Source organism: Microcoleus sp. Pol11C2 (assembly GCF_036701505.1).
Lineage (GTDB): Bacteria > Cyanobacteriota > Cyanobacteriia > Cyanobacteriales > Microcoleaceae > Microcoleus.
The window spans coordinates 61,570-80,121 of sequence record NZ_JAUBQX010000031.1 but is presented as its reverse complement, the minus strand read 5'-3'; the positions used below and the strand labels follow the sequence as shown (position 1 = coordinate 80,121).

Here is an 18,552-nt window from a genome sequence, read left to right as displayed (position 1 = left end):
GCAAACCGTAACTGTCACGGCTGCTGATGACACATTAGTGGAAGGAAGTCATACTGGAAGTATTACTCATACCGCCACTTCAACGGATACAAATTATAGCGGCATTGCCGTCGCTGCTGTCACAGCTAATATCACTGATAATGATAGTGCAGCAATCACAATCACTCCCACTTCTACAACAGCTACAGAAGGCGGTACAACTGGTAGTTATGAAGTAGTTTTAACATCACAACCCACAGCCGATGTTAGTCTAGCAATTGGCAACACTGCTCAAACCGCTACTTCAGCTTCCACACTCACCTTTAATTCAACTAATTGGAATACACCGCAAACCGTAACTGTCACGGCTGCTGATGACACATTAGTGGAAGGAAGTCATACTGGAAGTATTACTCATACCGCCATTTCAACGGATACAAATTATAGCGGCATTGCCGTACCTGCTGTCACAGCTAATATCACTGATAACGATAGTGTTCCCACACCCGAACCCACGCCAACTCCGACACTAGAGGTAACACCAACTCCCACGCCAATTTCGACACCAGAGGTAACACCAACTCCCACGCCAATTTCGACACCAGAGGTAACACCAACTCCCACGCCAATTTCGACACCAGAGGTAACACCAACTCCCACGCCAATTTCGACAGCAACTCCTACACCAGAGGTAACATCAACTCCCACTCCAATTCCTATAACAACTCCTACACCTACACCGACACAGACGCCAATTCCTCTAGCAGATCCGACACCAATTCCTACAGCAACTCCTACCCCAGAGGTAACACCACCTCCCACACCTACACCAGCGGTAACGCCTGACTCAACTTGTTTTTGCGATCGCATTCCTCGCCCCGATCTCAATCAACCCAATGCCACCGATAATGTAATTAATGGCAATCCTAATATCCGAATAGGCACTAACCAAAATGATGCTTATTATGGCAACAATTCCTCTAGCTTTTTTGATGCTTTGCCAGGGGATGATAACTTATTTGCTGAGGACGAAGGCGACACACTGAATGGCAATGAAGGTAATGATTTTATTGTCGGTGGTACTGGCAATGATTCCCTCTTTGGTGGCAAAGATAATGATATTATTCTCGGTGGACGAGGGGAAGATGTAATTCGGGGAAATCAAGGGAAGGATTCTCTGAATGGGCGAGAAGGAAATGACCTGATTTATGGCGATGCTGGTAATGATTTTATTCAGGGTGGCAAAGAAAATGATACCTTATACGGGGGCAAAGACAATGATATTCTACTGGGGGAACAAGCACAGGATTTATTGTTAGGACAAGAGGGAAATGATACCCTGTGTGGAGGCAGTGAGAATGATACACTCCTTGGAGGCAAAGGAAATGATATTTTGTCTGGGGTTGGTGGATTTGATAGTTTACTAGGGGGGGTAGGAAATGATATATTTGTCTTGTGTCCTGAAGTGGAATTTAATCTAATTGCAGATTTTACTAAGGGGGAAGATGCGATCGGATTGTCAGGAGGATTCACCTTTGAGCAGTTCCAGATTACACAGGGAAATGATGGAACATTGCTGACGATTAAGCAAAGTGGAAGAACACTTGCGAATCTTGTGGGTGTTAATGCTTCGCTAATTACTGCTCAAGATTTTCTCTTAGTTTAAGATAGCGAATTCTAAGGATCGCGAATTAAATAATTTACACAAGGAAAGTGGGGTGTCCTGCCCGCCCTTTTTGGACGGGCGGGACGCCCATCCCACAATCACAATTAAAATGGTAAGTTATTTAATTCACGATCCTTAAGTTAGTAATTCATTAGACCTTTGGCAAAAATAATTAGGACGGGCAAGATGCCCATCCCACAAGAAAAAATAACTCTTGTGGGATGGGAATCTTGCCCGTCCCATCAATTGATGAAAAGGATTTTTGCAAGAGGTCTACTATCTAAAATTTGGAGATGTTCCAATTCCCCATTAAAACCCCAGAAATCATTTTCGGCTCCCCTCTGGTATTTTTGCCCGTATCATACCCTAATTCAGCAACGCCATTATATCAAGTAGGGAAACGGCACTGCCGTGTCCAAGGCGTGTCTTAGCATTAAACCCGCAGTCCCCGATTAATTTCAACCCCTGCCAAAATGCGGAATTAACCGCCTGCAACTAATAAGAATTAAAAAAAACTAACACTTTTGGAAGATGCCACAATATTTATCTATGATCAAAATATAGACATTTGTCTAAACAGTGCATTAAACCCTTTCTGAAGTGGCGAAATATTCTAATCAATACCAAAAAACAATGCAATTTCTACCCAAAACAATCCCCGAAATTCAACCAGAAATCATATCAGTTAAAGAATCACCGCCAGAACTTGTTACTTTCGATGTCGGCGGGATGAAATGTGCCGGCTGCGCGAAAGCTGTGGAACGCCAACTCATGCAGTATTCAGGCGTAATTTCAGCTTGCGTTAACTTAGCCGTAGAAGTCGCGACGGTTGAGTGTCAACCGGGGACTGTCGATGCAGAGGCTTTAGCGAAAAAGTTGACTGATAATGGATTTCCCTCTCAGTCTCGTTTAGGTGAAAATCAGCGGGAAGCAGAAGCGGCAACAATTGAACGGCGACAGCAAGAAATTCGACAGCAAATCAACCAATTGACGATCGCCCTGATCCTCATTATTCTATCGGGTTTAGGTCACGTACTCGGCACAAAAGCCCCACTTCTCAGCAATATTTGGTTTCACTGGGGACTCGCCACCCTAGCTTTGCTGCTACCAGGTCGCCCGATTATCGTTGACGGGTGCCGCAGTTTGTGGCGAAATGCACCCAACATGAATACTTTGGTAGCTTTAGGCGCTGTCACAGCTTACACGGCTAGCAACGCGGCGCTGCTGTTTCCACGGATGGGATGGGAGTGCTTTTTTGACGAACCGGTGATGCTGCTGGGCTTTATTTTGTTGGGCAAAACTCTCGAACAGCAAGCCAGACGGCGCGCTGCCTCTGCTTTGCAAGCTTTAATTGCATTGCAGCCGGCGAAAGCCCGCTTAGTTGATTTTAAACTTTCGAGTTTAGATTTGCGATCGGAAGAATTGCCTTTAAACTCGACATCAGAGGTCTACGATCCACAATACATTGAAATTCCCGCCGATCGCGTCCGAGTCGGAGAATGGCTGCAAGTTTTGCCAGGGGAAAAAATACCCGTAGACGGTGAAATTTGCGAAGGCAAAACAACCATAGATGAGTCGATGCTGACTGGCGAATCAATGCCGGTTTTGAAGCAGCCAGGAGATACTGTTGCGGCGGGAACTATCAATAAATCCGGGGCAGTTGTGATGCGGGCAACTCGCACCGGTAAGGAAACAACTGTAGCTCAAATGGTGGCTTTGGTGCAGGCAGCTCAAACTCGCAAAGCGCCGATTCAAAATTTAGCTGATACTGTGGCGGGATATTTTGTGTATGGGGTAATGGGGATATCGGTTTTAACTTTCCTATTTTGGTATTTTGCCGGCACTCATATTTGGCCTTCTGTGCTTTTAGGACACGGGGCAATGAACATGGGACACGGGGCAATGAATATGGGAAGTGAATTGCCAATTATTCATTATCAATCGCCTTTGCTGTTAAGTTTGAAATTGGCGATCGCAGTTTTAGTCATCGCTTGTCCTTGCGCTTTGGGACTGGCTACCCCAACTGCAATTTTAGTCGGTTCTGGCATCGGGGCGGAGCGCGGACTTTTAATTCGCGGTGGTGATGTTTTAGAACGGGTGCATCAATTAGATACGGTGGTTTTTGACAAGACTGGCACTCTGACAACCGGAAATCTCACACTCACAGATTATTTGCCGATTTTCCAGAATTCGGAGTGGGATTTGAACTCAGATATTAATGTTGGAAACAAACAAGATGTTTGTTCCACAATTGATGGAGTTTCTGGCAACAGGCAAGATGCCTGTTCCACAATTGATGGATTTTCTGGCAACAGGCAAGATGCCTGTTCCACAATTGATGGGGCTTCTGGCAACAGGCAAGATGCCTGTTCCACAATTGACTCAAAACTGCTGCAAATTGCGGCGGCGGTGGAAAGGGGCGCTTGTCATCCCATCGCCGCAGCGATTTTGCAGGAAGCTCAACAACAAGGTTTGCCACTGCTAGCTGCTGAGGATTTCTGCACGGAACCGGGATTCGGGGTTTCTGCTTTGGTGGAGGGCCGACGGGTGTTCGCGGGGAATGCCGAGTGGATGAAGGAGCAAGGGGTCGCTGTGGCGACGGAATTGTCGGGGTCTTGCAAAGGCAAAACGGCGGTTTACGTGGCTTCTGGGGGCGTTTTGCTGGGGGTAATCGGGCTAAAAGATACTCTCAGGCAGGATGCTAAGGCGACGGTGGAACGTTTGCGGGGCATGGGATTGCGGGTGATGATGCTGACGGGGGATACGGCTTCGGCGGCGACGGCGACGGCGCAGCAGCTAGGTTTGGCGGCGGCTGATGTTTTGGCCGAGGTGCGGCCGGAGGGGAAGGCGAGGGCGATCGCGGCTTTGCAAGCCCAAGGCTGTAAAGTGGCTGTGGTGGGGGATGGTATCAATGACGCCCCGGCTTTGGCTCAAGCTGATGTCGGTATTGGTTTGCACTGCGGTACTGATGTCGCAGTTGAGACAGCTCAAATTGTGCTGATGCGAAATGCTTTGATGGATGTTGTTGAGTCGATCGAGCTGGGGCGCGCTACCTTTAATAAGATTCGCCAAAATTTATTTTGGGCTTTTGGTTACAATACTCTGGGAATTCCCGTGGCAGCGGGTATCTTGCTGCCTGCAACCGGAATTCTACTCAGTCCTGCGGCGGCCGGAGCATTTATGGCGTTTAGTTCTGTTAGCGTGGTTACAAATTCTTTGTTTTTGCGCCGGGGATTTCGAGCTTAAATTTAGGGATTGCATATAAAAGTCGGAGGCCATAAGTCATTAGCTATAAACTAATGACTTATGGCCTCATCCCAATACGGATACAAGCCCCCCACACCAGGAGTCGAGACCAAAGAAGTTTCGACGTTAGTTCGAGGCCCCAGATTTATCTGTGGAGTCACTCTAAAATCTAAAATGTAAAAACGACTGACTGATGGCTAGAGTGCCATACTTTCCAAAAGTCGCCAGTTATTGTTGTTCATAATTGAACGACTCACTAGCTCGAACATTTGACGGCAGTGGTTGTTGGTTTGCAGGGGCAGTTCTTCGTTTTTTATCACGAAGTTCATGCGAACCTCTGAGTCGCTGGCCGTGTTTTTCTCAATTAGGACTTCTGCGGTGACAAGTTTGGCAATCGAAACTTGACCGGGAAGTTCGCGAGCCATGACGGAATCTCCTGTATTGTAGATAATATCAAGATTGCATGACTCTAAAATTTCAATCAGGGATTGACGCAGACGGTCGATCGGAACGGCAACGATAAAAAAACCAGTATAGCGAGCCATAGACAACTCCAGCCGTGAGGCATTTAGACTTTATTATCATACCGAACCTAGAACAGATGCACAGAACAATATGGATTTATTTTATTCAGGTGGAAAGTTAGGGCAATGAAGGGCAAACTTATTGTGTTTGAGGGGGTGGAAGGTGCCGGTAAAACTACGCAAATGCAGCGGCTGATACAGTGGCTGCAAGCAAGTTGCTTTCTCACAGTCCGCTTGGTGGCTACTCGCGAACCGGGGGGTACTGAGCTGGGAAGAGGGCTGCGACATTTGCTGCTGAAACAAGATTCGGGGGAATTGGTATCCGATCGAGCAGAATTACTCATGTACGCGGCAGATCGCGCTCAACACGTCGAAACTTTTCTTAAACCAGAGTTATCTAAGGGAACGATTGTTTTATGCGATCGCTTTACTGACTCTACGATTGCTTATCAGGGCTACGGCCGCGGTCTTAACTTAAATTTAATTAAGCAGTTGAATGAAATTGCCACCGGCGGCTTGGAAAGCGATCTGACTTTGTGGCTGGATATTAATGTGGAGGCGGGTTTGGCGAGGGTAAGAGCTAGGGGAGGGTGCGATCGGATCGAGCAAGCTGATTTAAAGTTTCACCACCAGGTGCAGCAAGGTTTTGCCGAGTTAGCCCAGGAAAATAAATCTAGAATTGTCCGGATTAATGCCGATCGCCCTGAATATGAAGTCGCTCAGGAAATTCAAGCTATTGTAACTCGCTGGTTAGAAGCTTGGGGATATTTAAATAATACCAATTCTGAAAAATAGCGCTACATAATCTGTAGGGAAACGGCAATAGCCTGTCCCCCTCCGGCAACTTACAATTTAACATTCTTAACTCAAAACAATTATTTAGCAGTCCGTTAAAACACAATAACGTTTTGGTATTATAGCAACCGCGCCCGAGGTTTAGGATATTCTTAATTACTGTTGAAACCCTAGATTTCTTTCTTCCTTCTTCCTTCTTCCTTCTGCATGAGCAAACATGGATTATTTTACATCATTAATCGGACAAGAGCGAGCAGTAGAATTGCTAACTCAAGCAGTCGCTCGCAACCGAATTGCTCCTGGTTATTTATTTGTCGGATCTAACGGCATCGGCAAAAGTTTAGCTGCTCAGTCTTTCATAGAGCTTTTATTCTCAGCCAATCTTCCCGAAACCAGACTAATAGCCTCCGTGCAAAATCGCGTGAGGCAGCGAAATCATCCAGACTTACTCTGGGTAGAACCCACTTATATGAATCAAGGCAAACGGCTTACACCAAAGGAAGCAGAGGAAGCCGGTTTAAAGCGGAAAGCACCACCACAAATTCGCTTAGAACAAGTTCGAGAAATAGGTGATTTTCTCAGCCGACCGCCGCTAGAAGCTGCGCGTTCAGTCGTAGTGTTGGAACAAGCAGAAACAATGGGTGAGGGAGCCGCTAACGGCTTATTGAAGACCTTGGAAGAACCGGGAAAATCAGCGCTAATCTTAATGGCTCCGACTGTGGAAGCTTTGCTGCCAACTTTAATTTCTCGTTGTCAAAAAATTCAGTTTTCTCGGCTGAATCCCGAAGCAATGGCACAAGTTTTGCAACAAGCCGGATTCGCGGAGATTTTGGCTCATTCCGAGGTACTGGGGATGGCTCAAGGCAGTCCTGGCGAGGCAATTGCTATTTGGCAGCAACTGCAATCAATACCGGATGATTTGCTGCAAAAGGTGAAGCAGTTGCCTCAAAATCTGCGGTCGGCTTTGGAATTGGCCAAGGAAATTGATAAAACTTTAGATACTGAATCTCAGTTGTGGTTAATCGATTATTTACAACACTGTTACTGGCAGCAATTTTTGGCAGGGGGAATTAGTCGATCGCCCTTAGAACCCTTGGAGAAAGCACGACAATATTTGCTAAACTACGTACAGCCGCGATTAGTTTGGGAATGCACACTAATGGGAATATGTCAAGCATAATTTAGTGCCGAGTTTGAGCGCAATACGATGAGTAACACAATGGAAAAAGCCACATTTGCCGCCGGTTGTTTTTGGGGAGTTGAACACAAGTTTCGCGCTGTTGCGGGTGTCGTCTCGACTGCTGCGGGCTACACCGGAGGTCACTGGCCGAATCCCTGCTACCTAGATGTTTGCGCCAGAGTCACCGGTCACGCTGAAGCCGTGCTCGTAGAGTACGATCGATCGCAGGTGAGTTACGAAGCACTGCTAGATGTATTCTGGAACTGTCACGATCCCACCCAAATCAATCGCCAAGGCCCCGATAGAGGCGAACAGTACAGGTCTGTAATTTTTTATCACAATTCCGAACAAGAAAAAGCCGCTCGCCTCTCCAAACACAAATTGCAAAGTTCCGGTAAATACGACAAAGACATTGCCACCGAAATCAAACCTGCTGGTGAATTTTATATGGCAGAGGATTACCACCAGCAATATATTGAGAAGAAGCGGCTTTCGTCAAAAGTCATTAGTTAAAAAGTAGGCATACGCAACCAAAAATAAAAAATTTTAGGGGCTGGTAAGCTAATGATCTATACTAGCCACCACTTTATTATTAATGCAAAACTCTGCCTCCCCCAAACCATGTTTATTTCCATCTACTCAGTAATAAATCATTAGTGATGAGATAGTGTTTGGTAGGGGCAATCCCCCGTGGTAGGTCGATGCGATGGGGATGCGGCACCAATCTCAGCTTTGACAATTGCCAAAAGAATATAGATGCGGGGCGGGGAATGCCAGTCGGAAGAAGAGCGAGCGCGTTTTAAACAGCTCGTTACGCAAGTCATAAGATTATAAAAATGCTGTATTAGTTGGGCGCGTAAGACCAAAACAATTTTGAAATAAAGCCTAAAGGAAAATTGAGAATTTCTGTTTCAATTTTCTTGAGTAATTCCGGTTTTTGCGTCCCGGACTGTAGTCATTAGTCAGCAATTAGTAGTTATTAGTCAGATGACAGAAGGAAAAGGGAAGAATATCTAGTTTTGCAGTCTTGCTTGTTTATTTGCTAAGCTAAAGGTGGCGCTCTGTCATCAATAAACTTTAGATTTATGCACAGGTTATTAACTGGGAAACTGCGAATAGAGTATTTAACAATACCGATCGCTAATCTTCCAGCAAATCTATCCGGTACTAAAATTGTCCAGCTTACTGACTTTCACTATGACGGGGTGCGGCTGTCGGAATGGTTGCTAGAAGAGGCGATTGCGGCAGCAAATGAAGCCGAACCCGACCTGATTGTTTTAACTGGTGACTTTATTACCTACGACCCCGCACCTATTTACACCTTAGTGCAGCGATTGAAAAACTTGCAAAGTCGGGTGGGAATTTACGCGGTTTTGGGCAATCACGACCACTATTGGCCGAAGGCAAAAACACAGGTTGCTAATGCTTTAAATAGCGTCGGGATTCGGGTTTTGTACAACGAAGCAATCTATCCTTTGGGTTCAGAATTGGCTTTAGTTGGGTTAGCAGATTTTTGGTCGGGCGATTTTGCGCCTAAACCTGTAATGGCATCAATCAATCCCGCGATTCCTCGGATTGTATTGTCTCACAATCCTGATACTGCTGAAAAGCTGCAAAATTGGCGGATTGATTTGCAGTTGTCTGGGCACACTCACGGCGGTCAAATCGTTATTCCCGGTATCGGCCCTTTGTACGCTTGGGTCAGAAAAATTGGCTATTTTATTCCTAAACGAATCCGAAAGTTCATTCCTTTTTTGTCGGCTTGCGATCGAGTAGTTACTCACTGGGAATGGGCTAGCGGTTTGCATCAGGTGGGGAGTAATTTGCTGTACGTGAATCGGGGTTTGGGAACTTATTCGCCGGGAAGGCTATTTTGTCCCCCGGAGGTGACAGTAATTACTTTGGTTTGTCAAGATACGTAAAGGCTTGTTTAGGGTGCATACTTTCCTGATAATAGATAATATAGCAGAAGGAAAAAGGAAGTTTGGCAACGGATTCGCTTTCTTCGGATGTAACGGATGTCAGGAAGAAGGAAGAGGGAAAAAGTAAAAATGATTTTTGTACAATTTATATTATTTTTAATTTGCTTCTCCAAAGCGGTAGCCTCTGCCGTAGACTGTGTGAATTAGCACCGATTCGCCCGGGGCTTCTATTTTGCGGCGCAGCAGGCGAATTTGAGCGGCTAATACATTGCTGCTGGGTTTTTCTGCTTCACTCCACAAATACTGGTGGATTTGTTCGTGTGTTAGCAATTGACCAGTATGGCGCATTAAGTATTCTAATAACTGACATTCTTTTTCAGATAAGTCAATTGTGCGATCGCCCCGATAAGCTAATTGATTGTCGTAGTCTAGCTGTAAATCTGCAACTTGCAGCCGCCCGATAGCAAGCTCGACATCAAAAGTAGGAGGCCGCCGCAGCAAGGCGCGGACTCTGGCTAGCAGTTCTCGCAGTTCAAAAGGTTTGACTAAATAGTCGTCTGCACCCGCGTCGAGTCCTTGTACGCGATCGTCTACGGTATCTTTGGCGGTGAGAAATAGCACTGGCGTATTCCGTCCTTGCGATCGCAACTTCTGGCAAATTGCCAGTCCAGTTTGTCTCGGCAGCATCCAATCCAAAATTAGCAAATCGTAATTGCCCTGCATTGCTAAATTGCTGCCACTTGCTCCGTCAAATGCCACATCAACTGTATAACCTTCGCGCGTTAAGACTCGACTCAAAGGGTCAGTTAACTCAACTTCATCATCAACTAAAAGAATCCGCATCCTGATTTTAAATTTGAGATTTGAGATTTTAGGTTAAGTAAACTGATTTGTACTAGATTTTAATATGTGGAATACTTTCCGTTTCGCTGCAAGCTGCTGCTACCCATTCCTGGATGGCAGGCAAGGTCAAAATCGCATCCGCATAGGCTTTTGTTACTGAATCGAATTTGACTCCGTAGGTGACAAAACGCATGAGAACGGGGGCAAACATAGCGTCAACAATTGTGAATTTTCCGAATAGCATATTGCCGCCTGTCCCGAATTTTTGGCGGCATTCGCGCCAAATGGAAAAGATGCGATCGATCTCTGCTTCGACACCGGCAGTCATCCCTTCTCCCGGATAGCGGTTGCGGCAGTCCATCGGCATATTTTCGCGCAAATTTTGGAACCCCGCGTGCATTTCGGCGCAGATGGAACGGGCGATCGCCCGTTCCGCTACATCTGTGGGCCACAAATCATTTGCAAAGCGATCGGCAACGTATTCGCAAATTGCTAAAGATTCCCACACTTTCAGATCACCGTCGATTAAAACTGGCACTTTTCCCGAGGGAGAATAGCGCCGAATTTCTTCATGCGTTGTAGGCCAGTCTAAGGGGATTCTCACCTCGGCAAATTCCAGTCCAGCTTGTTTCATCACCAGCCAAGCGCGCAGCGACCAAGAGGAATAATTTTTATTACCAATAACAAGTGTCAATTCGGTCATAGTTTAGCTGTCAGCTATTGGCGATCGCCAGTTAAATTTTAAGTTTTAGAGTTGAATACACAAAGGCGTGACACACAATGGCGATCGGGCTATCGCCCCGTGGTCTGCACCAGCCTCTGCAAGCATTTTACATTAACACCCTCCCAGCCTTCCGCGTTTTTCTGCAAACTTCGATCGGAGGGCTGTATCGAACACACTTGATTTGGCATTAAATGATCTGTCTCGGTGGATTTTGGCATCGTTAGCGGTAGGTACGGCCACTATATAGGGCATTTCCTTGACCTCTACACCACCGCCTGAGAGGATTTCATCTACTGTAATTTTTTTTAGGGAATCCAGGTCTACACTGTGAAAATTTCCGTCAATTTGTTGAATCTCAAACTCTTGATTGTTTTCCATACTGACCGCCCTTGAAAAACGTGAGTCAAGAAAAAGTTACTAAATATAATATATACCCAAACAAAGGATCGAGCAAGACCAAAAATTTATTTTTTGCTATGAACTCTATGTGTTATTCTGAGTTTGGTAAAAGCTGTTTCTGCTTATACCGCGATCGCCCCCTTCCCAACTTGAGAAATTTACACTCTAAAAATTGACATGATTACTGTTGCACTTCCCAAAGGCGGATTGTTAGGAGATAGCATTCGGCTGTTTAAATCGGTTGGATTAGACTTCAGTGCTTTTCTCGATTCCTCTAACCGACAACTTCAAATTTATGACCCGACAGGCACTGCCAAAGCTTTGCTAGTAAGGACGCACGACGTACCGGTTTATGTGGAATACGGTCAAGCGGATTTGGGGATTGCTGGCTATGATGTTTTGCGGGAAAAAAAGCCGAAAGTTGCCAATTTAATTGATTTAAAATTTGGCAAGTGTCGGCTGTCGGTGGCGGTGAAGGAATCTAGTTCTTATCGACGAACTGTGGATTTACCTCCTCACGGTAGAGTTGCTTCAAAATTCGTACACTGTGCAAGGGAATATTTTCACAATTTGAATTTGCCGGTGGAAATTGTGCCGCTTTACGGTTCTGTGGAGTTAGGGCCGATTACGGGTATGTCGGAGGCAATTGTGGATTTGGTTTCGACTGGCAAAACTTTGCGAGAAAATGGTTTAGTGGAAATTGATGTTTTGTTTGAAAGTTCAGCTTATTTGATCGGTCATCCTCTGAGTTACCGTTTGAATTCGGGGGGGGTGAATGAATTGATCGGGAAGTTGAGAGAGCAAGTTTTGACGACTGTTTGATGCTAACTCCAATTAGAGTAGACCTATTGCATAAATCTTTCATTGATACGGAAAGCACAGACGCAACGCAGATGCAATACAGGATAGTTAGCGACTTTTGCAATAGGTCTAAACTATTGTGGGCTGGGCTTCTAGCCCGCCCTAGAAGTTAAATCTTTATGAACTGCTATTTGCAGGTAGAAAACCTAGTTTTTCCTGGCAGCGATTTATATAAAAACTGACGACTGTATCAGCAGGGTTTTGTTCGATTAGTTGCTGAAAATACCCCAATGCTGCGACAAATCTTTCGGATTGCCATCCTTGAATTCCTTTGTCAAATAAACCCTGGGTAAGCTGCTTTGCCTCCGAGTCGGGACAGGAGGCGCTCCAGATTTCGTAGATTTCAATAGCTTCCTGCTTGCCGCGCGGGGTTACTCGATCGATCCAGCGATAGTAATAATTGTTGCGGGGCAAATGGCTGTCAGCAGCAGTCGCCCCAGAAGTAGAAATAATACTCTCCTGTGTTTCCACTTCTAAGTCGCACTTTAATAATAGACTTTCTTTTGAGTGGGAGTTGGAAGTTATGCCATTTAGAAATTCTCTCGCATGAACAATGGCATTTTCGCTAACAATAATTTGGCAGCCGTATATTTTAGTTAAATTTTCTAAACGAGAAGCTGTATTTACCACATCGCCGATGACTGTAGAGTCCATGCGGCGATCGGAACCTAAAGTGCCGATCATGCCGATACCTGTGTTAATTCCCGTACCAATATTGACGGGAGATTCTAAATTGTATTGGTGGCGACTGGCATTAAATTCTTGCAAAGTTTCTTGCATTGCTACTGCGGCTTCTATCGCATCCATGGCGTGAGAATTTGGCTTGTCAAATACTGCCATGATTGCATCCCCTAGGTATTTGTCAATAAACCCGCCGTGAGACGTTATGCACTCGTTCATTTTAGTAAAAAAAGCGTTCAACCATTCAAAAGTCTCGCGAGCTTGTTGAGATTCGGCGATCGTAGTAAACCCGCGAATGTCACAAAATAAAACAGTCAACTCTTCTTCTGTGGCATTGCCCAACTGAATAGATTCTATTCCTTGCGGCGCAATTCGCTCGAGAATTTGCTCTGGCACAAATAGCTGAAATTTTTCTGAAAGATATTCGTTGGCTTCCCAAGCTGCGGCGATTTGGCGTTTGCTTTGCTCTCTGACTTGCTGGTTGAATAGGGAAGATACAGCTTGCGATCGCATTTGACTCAACTGCAAAATATTTTCCACTTTTGCCAGCAACAAACGACTGTTAAAAGGCTTTGTCAAATAATCATCGGCCATCATTTCTAACCCTTTGATGCGAGAGGTATCGTCATCGAGGGCCGTCAAAAAAATCACCGGTACAGTTTGCAATGCCGTATCCTTCCGCAGGATCTCGCACACATCAAAACCGTTCATCTCCGGCATCATAATATCTAGTAAAATTAAATCGGGTCGAGAGGCGCGGGCAAGGGAGAGCGCTTCATGGCCAGATAGCGCTGATACTGTAGCGTATCCTTTCAGGTGCAATAACTCTTCCAGTAAAGTCAGATTAGCTGGCTCGTCATCAACCAACATGATGCAGGGCGACTTGTTTGACATGGAATATGATATAATATATTGAATTTAGCTCGGGAGTTGCGCGTGGGGAAGCTCGAAAACGGGTTGATTGGTATATTTCTCCTTACTAAACTCGATATTTTTCGTAGGAACAGGTTTTCGGAGGCAAGTGCGGGCAAGTCATATAGATATTTATCTACTATTGAGTTTAACCTTTGTTGTTATCAATTATCATAAATGGCACTGCTGGAACTGCAAATAATTATTGTTAGCCAAGAAAAGAACGGACAGTAGCGATCGTCAAATTCAAATCCAGTGGCTTGCTCAAATAAGCAGAAGCGCCAGCTTCCAAACATCGCTCACTGTCACCGGGCATCGCCATCGCCGTCACCGCAATCATCGGTACCGAATCCCAGACACGATCTGCTTTAACTCGGCGCATCAACTCAAAGCCGTCAACATCCGGCAACTGAATGTCCATCAAAATCAAATCCGGCAGCAACTCCGGGGCTGCTGAGGCGGCGAGAATACGATCGGCCATCGCCTTCCCATCCGCGAGTATCTCTACCCCGTACCCCTCCAATTCCATCACCTCAGAAATTAACATTTGGTTAAAAGGCTGGTCTTCGACAACCAAAATCCGCTTCCTGGCAATTGGTAAAGCAATCGCAGAAGCAGGAACTAACTTGGTATCCAAAGCGCAAGAAGCAAAGTTTCCCAACTGTTGACGCATCTCCGTCAACGGCAGCCAAACGCGGAAAAGACTTCCCCGATCGCAAACAGATTGAAAAGAAACAGTTCCCCCGTGCAATTCTGCCAGACGCTTAGTCAAAGCCAAACCCAAACCTGTACCTTCGTGCCTCCGAGTCAGGGAAGAATCCACCTGTTGAAAAGGTCGAAATAGCAAGTGCCAGCGGTCTTGAGGAATGCCGATGCCGGAGTCTTTCACCTCAACACAAAAATAAGGAGTGCTGGCATTTATAGGAGAACAATCCGGTCGGTAGTCGCCGTCTATTTCGCTGCCGTAGGCCAGACGCCCGCTGAGTTTGACTTGTCCCTGTTCGGGGGTAAATTTGATGGCATTGGAAAGTAAATTAATCACAATTTGTCGCACTCGCCGTTCGTCGAGCCAAACTTTAGTAATACGGTTGTCGAGTTCTAAAGACAAACCGATTCGCTTTTTGTCGGCCCGTGGCTGCATCATTTTCAGACAGTCTGTCGCGAGTTCTTGAATACGAACAGGCTGTAAGTTTAGTTCTACTTTCCCCGCTTCAATTTTAGAAAGATCGAGAATATCGTTGATTAGCTGCAACAAGTGCTGGCCGCTTTTTTCGATCAGTTCTACATAGTTGATTTGTCGATCGCTCAAGTGTCCGGCTGTTTGCCGCAGCAGCAAGTCAGAAAAGCCCAGAATGCTGTTGAGAGGCGTCCGCAATTCGTGGGACATCGAGGCTAAAAACTCAGATTTCAACTGAGAAGAATACTCTAATTGTTCGTTAACTTGGCGCAGGTTTTCTTGTGTCTGAGCCCGCTCGATCGCCGCCCCCAGAGTCCGGCAAGCAGCCTCTAGCACTTCTTGGTTGAGGGCGGTTTGCAGTTTTTTGACGTTGCGGGACTCCAGCGTCAGTACGCCAATAATTGTACCGTCGGTGGCTGCGATCGGAAAAATGCCCAGTTGTCCAATTCCTGGATGCCGAAATTTCGGCACGGCATTGGGATGTTGGGCATAATCCTCTACGAACAAAGGTTTACCAGTTTTCACCACTTCCCACAGCAAACCGATGCCGTAGGGAATGCCTTGGTCGAGCAATTCTTGCATTGCTGCGACTACTGGTTCCCCGTAAGTAGCCAGAAATTGACCAGAAATGTGGTTGGAAATCGCCGCCGCTTGCCGATCGTTTCCCTTGCCGTTAATCACCTTGACATCTCCGAAAGCTGCATTCATTGCCTCTACTAAATAGGTGAGGGCAAACTGACCTATTTCTTGCAAATTGTCAGACTTTTGCAGGCGTTCGGTTAAACCTAAAAGAAATCTCAGCCGTCTGACTTCTGCATTCAAACTAGCTTGGGAGTTTTGATATACCGTAACGTCTCGAAAGGTAAACAGCCGTCCGCCGCTGTTGGTAATCGTGGCGCACACCTCCAAACAAACCGCATTGGATTGCTCGAAATAAAATGATAAACTTTCCTGCTGAGATTTTTCGAGCGCTTGCTGAAACTCTTGCCACTGCTGAACTGACAAGTAACCCCGATCGACAATTTCCGCAAACAGCAAGTGGCACTTCGGCTTTGTTTCCAGCCATTCTGGGGACAGTCCCCAGATTCCCGCCAATTTTTTGTTAAACAAAACTAAGCAATCAGACGAGTCGAACAGAGCGATCGCATTGTCTACTTGATTGAGAATCAGTTCTTGGTCTGCCCTCAACTGGTGCAAGTCTCTCTCCATTTTCTCTGTGTGTTTAGCTCTTAGTTTCGTTGTCATAACTTTCTAGGGATATGGCAAGAGTTATTTTATAACTCCTTACTTAATGTGACATAATTTTATGTTTTTGGGCAGTGAGGGCGATCGATCGGCCTTGTGATCTGAGACACTTGCTAGTTTCGGAGGGCGCTCGGAACCCGCTTTGAACTGCGTCGGCTACACTGCTTAATCATGAGGCAATAAGGAGGGAAAGCATTATGACAGAAGCAGAATCTTTTAATAACAATGCTGTCGAACTTGATGGCATCTGACTTGAAACTCTTGTGTCCAACCCTGTGCTAAATTGACCCATAATAAAAACTAATTCCGATGATAATAAATCAGCATATAGCAATCATAAATCATTTGTGAATTTCTTACGGACTCCCAGCGGGTTCGGGGAGGGTTGGGGTGGGGTAAAAAATTTACGGCTCCTGCAAGGATTGCTATATGTCAAATGCAATCATGACCTTACCCTTAAGTTTTATTAGCAATAACTTGGTTATTTGGATTAACTGCTCAAGCAAGTGTTGGATTTAAAAACATAGGTATAAGGCGCGCCCTAAGCACCAGGAGACGGTGATATCAGTTTCAAAAAAGCAACTGTCTGCTCGTGATCCCAACCCATACAAAATCAGTTATTCCCAATAATTTAATCTAAAATTGTGCGACTGAGCGCTCACGCCGAAGTCGAAAATCTACAATGGTATGAGTTATTACGATCGCAATTATGAGTAAGGTGTGCAGTGCACACCCTACAAATGTGAGTTAAGCTAATCCGCATTTAAATTGCAGAGAAAAATAAATTTTTACTCTTGTGGGGTGGGCAGGAGATGCCGCACTTAACATACAATTTAAATGCAGTACAGGTTAGAGCGTAAGTATTGTTAATGTTTCTTAGGATTTTTCGGAAAAGGAATGCCCAAACTTTCGTGAAAAACAACCTGAGTTTTATAAGTCAAGCGCCGGTTAACTTGTTTGATGATTTTTTCCAAAAGCGCATCGCCGGTTTTTTCTATTAAAGGTTGAGACATCGATCGAATAAACTTGGGAAAGCAAACTCCCACAGCCAAATCCAGCTTCCACGTAGCGCTGGTAATCGCAGGCGGCAGCTTAGCACGTTCCGAGCTCGGCCAATCGGCGGCAAACTCCTGAGACGGTATCTCCACTAGCTTCATTGCCGATCGAAAATCCACTTCATACCCAGGCGAGGTATAATCCGGAACCGGAATAGTCTTAATCAAATAGCAGCCTTCAGCGTCAGGTGGCAGCAACTCTAAACCAATTCTCGCTTCAACACGGTAGCCGAAAGCCCCAAAACGCCCGATTAATAAATCGTAGCCGTTTTCTCCGAGCGGCTCGGCCTTCATCGGCGAAGCGCACTGGCAAAACCAAGTCTTGTGGTTGTTCAAATGGTTTGCCACCGTCTCCGCATCGGCGTACATCTCCATGCTGTCTTCAAAATGCGTGTGAAACCAAATCGGCTCAACTTCCTCCTCTCCTGCATCCGCGCTTTGACTTTCCGGCTGTCGGAAACTCGCATCTGGGTAGTAATTTTCGTCAGAAGCTTCAACAGTTTGATATTCAGCGGAATCCTGCTTCATCGTATGCTCTCCTGTTATACACGCCAATCGATCCGGTTGGGGATGTGTTAAGGGAGTTTTCTCCCTACAATTGAGAAATTGATAGTAACAAAACTTACCCTAATCCAGCATAACTCGACTTATGAAAGCATTTGTAGCAGGAGCCACAGGTCAGACTGGCCGCCGCATCGTCGCAGAATTAGTCAAGCGAGGTATTCCCGTACGTGCCTTAGTCCGAAATCTAGACACAGCTAGACAAATTTTACCACCGGAGGCTGAGTTAGTGACTGGGGATGTATTAAATGCGACTTCCCTGGGCGATGCCATCGGCGATAGTACGGTATTGCTGTGTGCGACAGGGGCCGCCCCTGGTTTTGACCCGACAGCGCCTTACAAGGTGGATTTTGAAGGTACTAAAAATTTGGTGGATGCAGCTAATGCTAAGGGCATTGAGCATTTTGTGCTGGTGACTTCTCTGTGCGTCTCTCAGTTTTTTCACCCGCTGAATTTGTTCTGGCTGATTCTGGTTTGGAAGAAGCAAGCCGAGGAGTATTTGCAAAAAAGCGGTTTGACTTATACGATCGTCCGTCCGGGCGGTCTCAAAAATGAGGATAATTCAGATGCGATCGTCATGACTGGTGCGGACAAAATGTTTGAGAGCAGCATTCCCCGCACCAAGGTAGCCCAAGTGTGCGTGGAGGCGCTGTTTCAGCCGGCTTCTCGCAATAAGGTTGTGGAAATTGTGGCGAAGTCGGAGGCTCCGCAAAAGAGTTTTGAGGAGTTGTTTGCCAGTGTGATTTGATTAGAGCTCATCAGCTTTTGTGCATTTAACTGGT

Annotated in this window: 15 protein-coding genes; 8 read left to right on the top strand and 7 right to left on the bottom strand. The window is 45.8% G+C overall.

Going from position 1 to position 18,552, the window contains the following annotated elements:
• Positions 1-1,645: calcium-binding protein (locus QUA42_RS18045; protein ID WP_445301334.1), on the top strand; the 1,645-nt coding region annotated here is incomplete at its 5' end.
• A gap of 633 nt (positions 1,646-2,278) precedes the next feature.
• Positions 2,279-4,891: a heavy metal translocating P-type ATPase gene (locus QUA42_RS18040; protein WP_333138792.1), complete on the top strand. Its 2,613-nt coding sequence runs from the start codon at positions 2,279-2,281 to the stop codon at positions 4,889-4,891.
• A 197-nt stretch (positions 4,892-5,088) separates the two neighbouring features.
• Here QUA42_RS18040 and QUA42_RS18035 read toward each other — a convergent pair whose 3' ends face one another.
• Positions 5,089-5,436 (bottom strand): hypothetical protein, encoded by a 348-nt coding sequence (locus tag QUA42_RS18035; protein ID WP_190659999.1) that lies wholly within the window; start codon positions 5,434-5,436, stop codon positions 5,089-5,091.
• Positions 5,437-5,541: 105 nt separating this feature from the next.
• Between QUA42_RS18035 and tmk the strand changes: the two genes are divergently transcribed.
• From tmk to QUA42_RS18015, 4 genes are all read left to right on the top strand, one after another.
• Complete coding sequence (tmk, locus tag QUA42_RS18030; protein WP_333138791.1) at positions 5,542-6,210, top strand: dTMP kinase; 669 nt, start codon at positions 5,542-5,544, stop codon at positions 6,208-6,210.
• Positions 6,211-6,427: 217 nt separating this feature from the next.
• Complete coding sequence (locus QUA42_RS18025) at positions 6,428-7,390, top strand: DNA polymerase III subunit delta' (protein WP_333138789.1); 963 nt, start codon at positions 6,428-6,430, stop codon at positions 7,388-7,390.
• Between the two features lie 27 nt (positions 7,391-7,417).
• Positions 7,418-7,903 (top strand): peptide-methionine (S)-S-oxide reductase MsrA, encoded by a 486-nt coding sequence (gene msrA, locus QUA42_RS18020; RefSeq protein WP_445301333.1) that lies wholly within the window; start codon positions 7,418-7,420, stop codon positions 7,901-7,903.
• A 572-nt stretch (positions 7,904-8,475) separates the two neighbouring features.
• Positions 8,476-9,312: a metallophosphoesterase gene (locus tag QUA42_RS18015; RefSeq protein WP_333138787.1), complete on the top strand. Its 837-nt coding sequence runs from the start codon at positions 8,476-8,478 to the stop codon at positions 9,310-9,312.
• Between the two features lie 156 nt (positions 9,313-9,468).
• Here the strand turns inward: QUA42_RS18015 and rppA are convergent, their stop codons facing one another.
• The 3 genes from rppA to QUA42_RS18000 form a co-directional block, all read right to left on the bottom strand.
• Positions 9,469-10,155: a two-component system response regulator RppA gene (rppA, locus tag QUA42_RS18010; RefSeq protein WP_333138785.1), complete on the bottom strand. Its 687-nt coding sequence runs from the start codon at positions 10,153-10,155 to the stop codon at positions 9,469-9,471.
• 52 nt (positions 10,156-10,207) lie between these two features.
• Positions 10,208-10,858 (bottom strand): glutathione S-transferase family protein, encoded by a 651-nt coding sequence (locus QUA42_RS18005; protein ID WP_333138783.1) that lies wholly within the window; start codon positions 10,856-10,858, stop codon positions 10,208-10,210.
• A 132-nt stretch (positions 10,859-10,990) separates the two neighbouring features.
• A complete protein-coding gene (locus QUA42_RS18000) occupies positions 10,991-11,257 on the bottom strand; it encodes a hypothetical protein (protein ID WP_333138781.1) in 267 nt (88 codons plus the stop codon).
• A 198-nt stretch (positions 11,258-11,455) separates the two neighbouring features.
• On the opposite strand from QUA42_RS18000, the gene hisG reads away from it, so the two are divergent.
• Entirely contained in the window at positions 11,456-12,100 is a 645-nt protein-coding gene (gene hisG, locus QUA42_RS17995) for an ATP phosphoribosyltransferase (RefSeq protein ID WP_333138779.1), read from the top strand.
• A gap of 156 nt (positions 12,101-12,256) precedes the next feature.
• Here hisG and QUA42_RS17990 read toward each other — a convergent pair whose 3' ends face one another.
• The 3 genes from QUA42_RS17990 to QUA42_RS17980 all read right to left on the bottom strand — a co-directional run bounded on the left by QUA42_RS17990 (position 12,257) and on the right by QUA42_RS17980 (position 17,737).
• Positions 12,257-13,714 (bottom strand): response regulator, encoded by a 1,458-nt coding sequence (locus tag QUA42_RS17990; protein ID WP_333138777.1) that lies wholly within the window; start codon positions 13,712-13,714, stop codon positions 12,257-12,259.
• 226 nt (positions 13,715-13,940) lie between these two features.
• Positions 13,941-16,154: an ATP-binding protein gene (locus tag QUA42_RS17985; RefSeq protein ID WP_333138775.1), complete on the bottom strand. Its 2,214-nt coding sequence runs from the start codon at positions 16,152-16,154 to the stop codon at positions 13,941-13,943.
• Positions 16,155-17,020: 866 nt separating this feature from the next.
• Positions 17,021-17,737, bottom strand: coding sequence for a DUF1997 domain-containing protein (locus QUA42_RS17980; RefSeq protein ID WP_333138773.1), 717 nt, complete (start codon positions 17,735-17,737; stop codon positions 17,021-17,023).
• Positions 17,738-17,858: 121 nt separating this feature from the next.
• Between QUA42_RS17980 and QUA42_RS17975 the strand changes: the two genes are divergently transcribed.
• Positions 17,859-18,518, top strand: a complete 660-nt coding sequence (locus tag QUA42_RS17975) for an NAD(P)H-binding protein (protein WP_333138771.1) — start codon at positions 17,859-17,861, stop codon at positions 18,516-18,518.
• Positions 18,519-18,552: the final 34 nt, after the last annotated feature.

What these genes read in the sequence shown, in the direction of transcription:
- QUA42_RS18040 (WP_333138792.1), top strand. Translation starts at nt 2,279, where the DNA reads ATGCAATTTCTACCCAAAACAATCCCCGAAATTCAACCAGAAATCATA.
- QUA42_RS18035 (WP_190659999.1), bottom strand. Translation starts at nt 5,436, where the DNA reads ATGGCTCGCTATACTGGTTTTTTTATCGTTGCCGTTCCGATCGACCGT.
- tmk (WP_333138791.1), top strand. Translation starts at nt 5,542, where the DNA reads ATGAAGGGCAAACTTATTGTGTTTGAGGGGGTGGAAGGTGCCGGTAAA.
- QUA42_RS18025 (WP_333138789.1), top strand. Translation starts at nt 6,428, where the DNA reads ATGGATTATTTTACATCATTAATCGGACAAGAGCGAGCAGTAGAATTG.
- msrA (WP_445301333.1), top strand. Translation starts at nt 7,418, where the DNA reads ATGAGTAACACAATGGAAAAAGCCACATTTGCCGCCGGTTGTTTTTGG.
- QUA42_RS18015 (WP_333138787.1), top strand. Translation starts at nt 8,476, where the DNA reads ATGCACAGGTTATTAACTGGGAAACTGCGAATAGAGTATTTAACAATA.
- rppA (WP_333138785.1), bottom strand. Translation starts at nt 10,155, where the DNA reads ATGCGGATTCTTTTAGTTGATGATGAAGTTGAGTTAACTGACCCTTTG.
- QUA42_RS18005 (WP_333138783.1), bottom strand. Translation starts at nt 10,858, where the DNA reads ATGACCGAATTGACACTTGTTATTGGTAATAAAAATTATTCCTCTTGG.
- QUA42_RS18000 (WP_333138781.1), bottom strand. Translation starts at nt 11,257, where the DNA reads ATGGAAAACAATCAAGAGTTTGAGATTCAACAAATTGACGGAAATTTT.
- hisG (WP_333138779.1), top strand. Translation starts at nt 11,456, where the DNA reads ATGATTACTGTTGCACTTCCCAAAGGCGGATTGTTAGGAGATAGCATT.
- QUA42_RS17990 (WP_333138777.1), bottom strand. Translation starts at nt 13,714, where the DNA reads ATGTCAAACAAGTCGCCCTGCATCATGTTGGTTGATGACGAGCCAGCT.
- QUA42_RS17985 (WP_333138775.1), bottom strand. Translation starts at nt 16,154, where the DNA reads ATGACAACGAAACTAAGAGCTAAACACACAGAGAAAATGGAGAGAGAC.
- QUA42_RS17980 (WP_333138773.1), bottom strand. Translation starts at nt 17,737, where the DNA reads ATGAAGCAGGATTCCGCTGAATATCAAACTGTTGAAGCTTCTGACGAA.
- QUA42_RS17975 (WP_333138771.1), top strand. Translation starts at nt 17,859, where the DNA reads ATGAAAGCATTTGTAGCAGGAGCCACAGGTCAGACTGGCCGCCGCATC.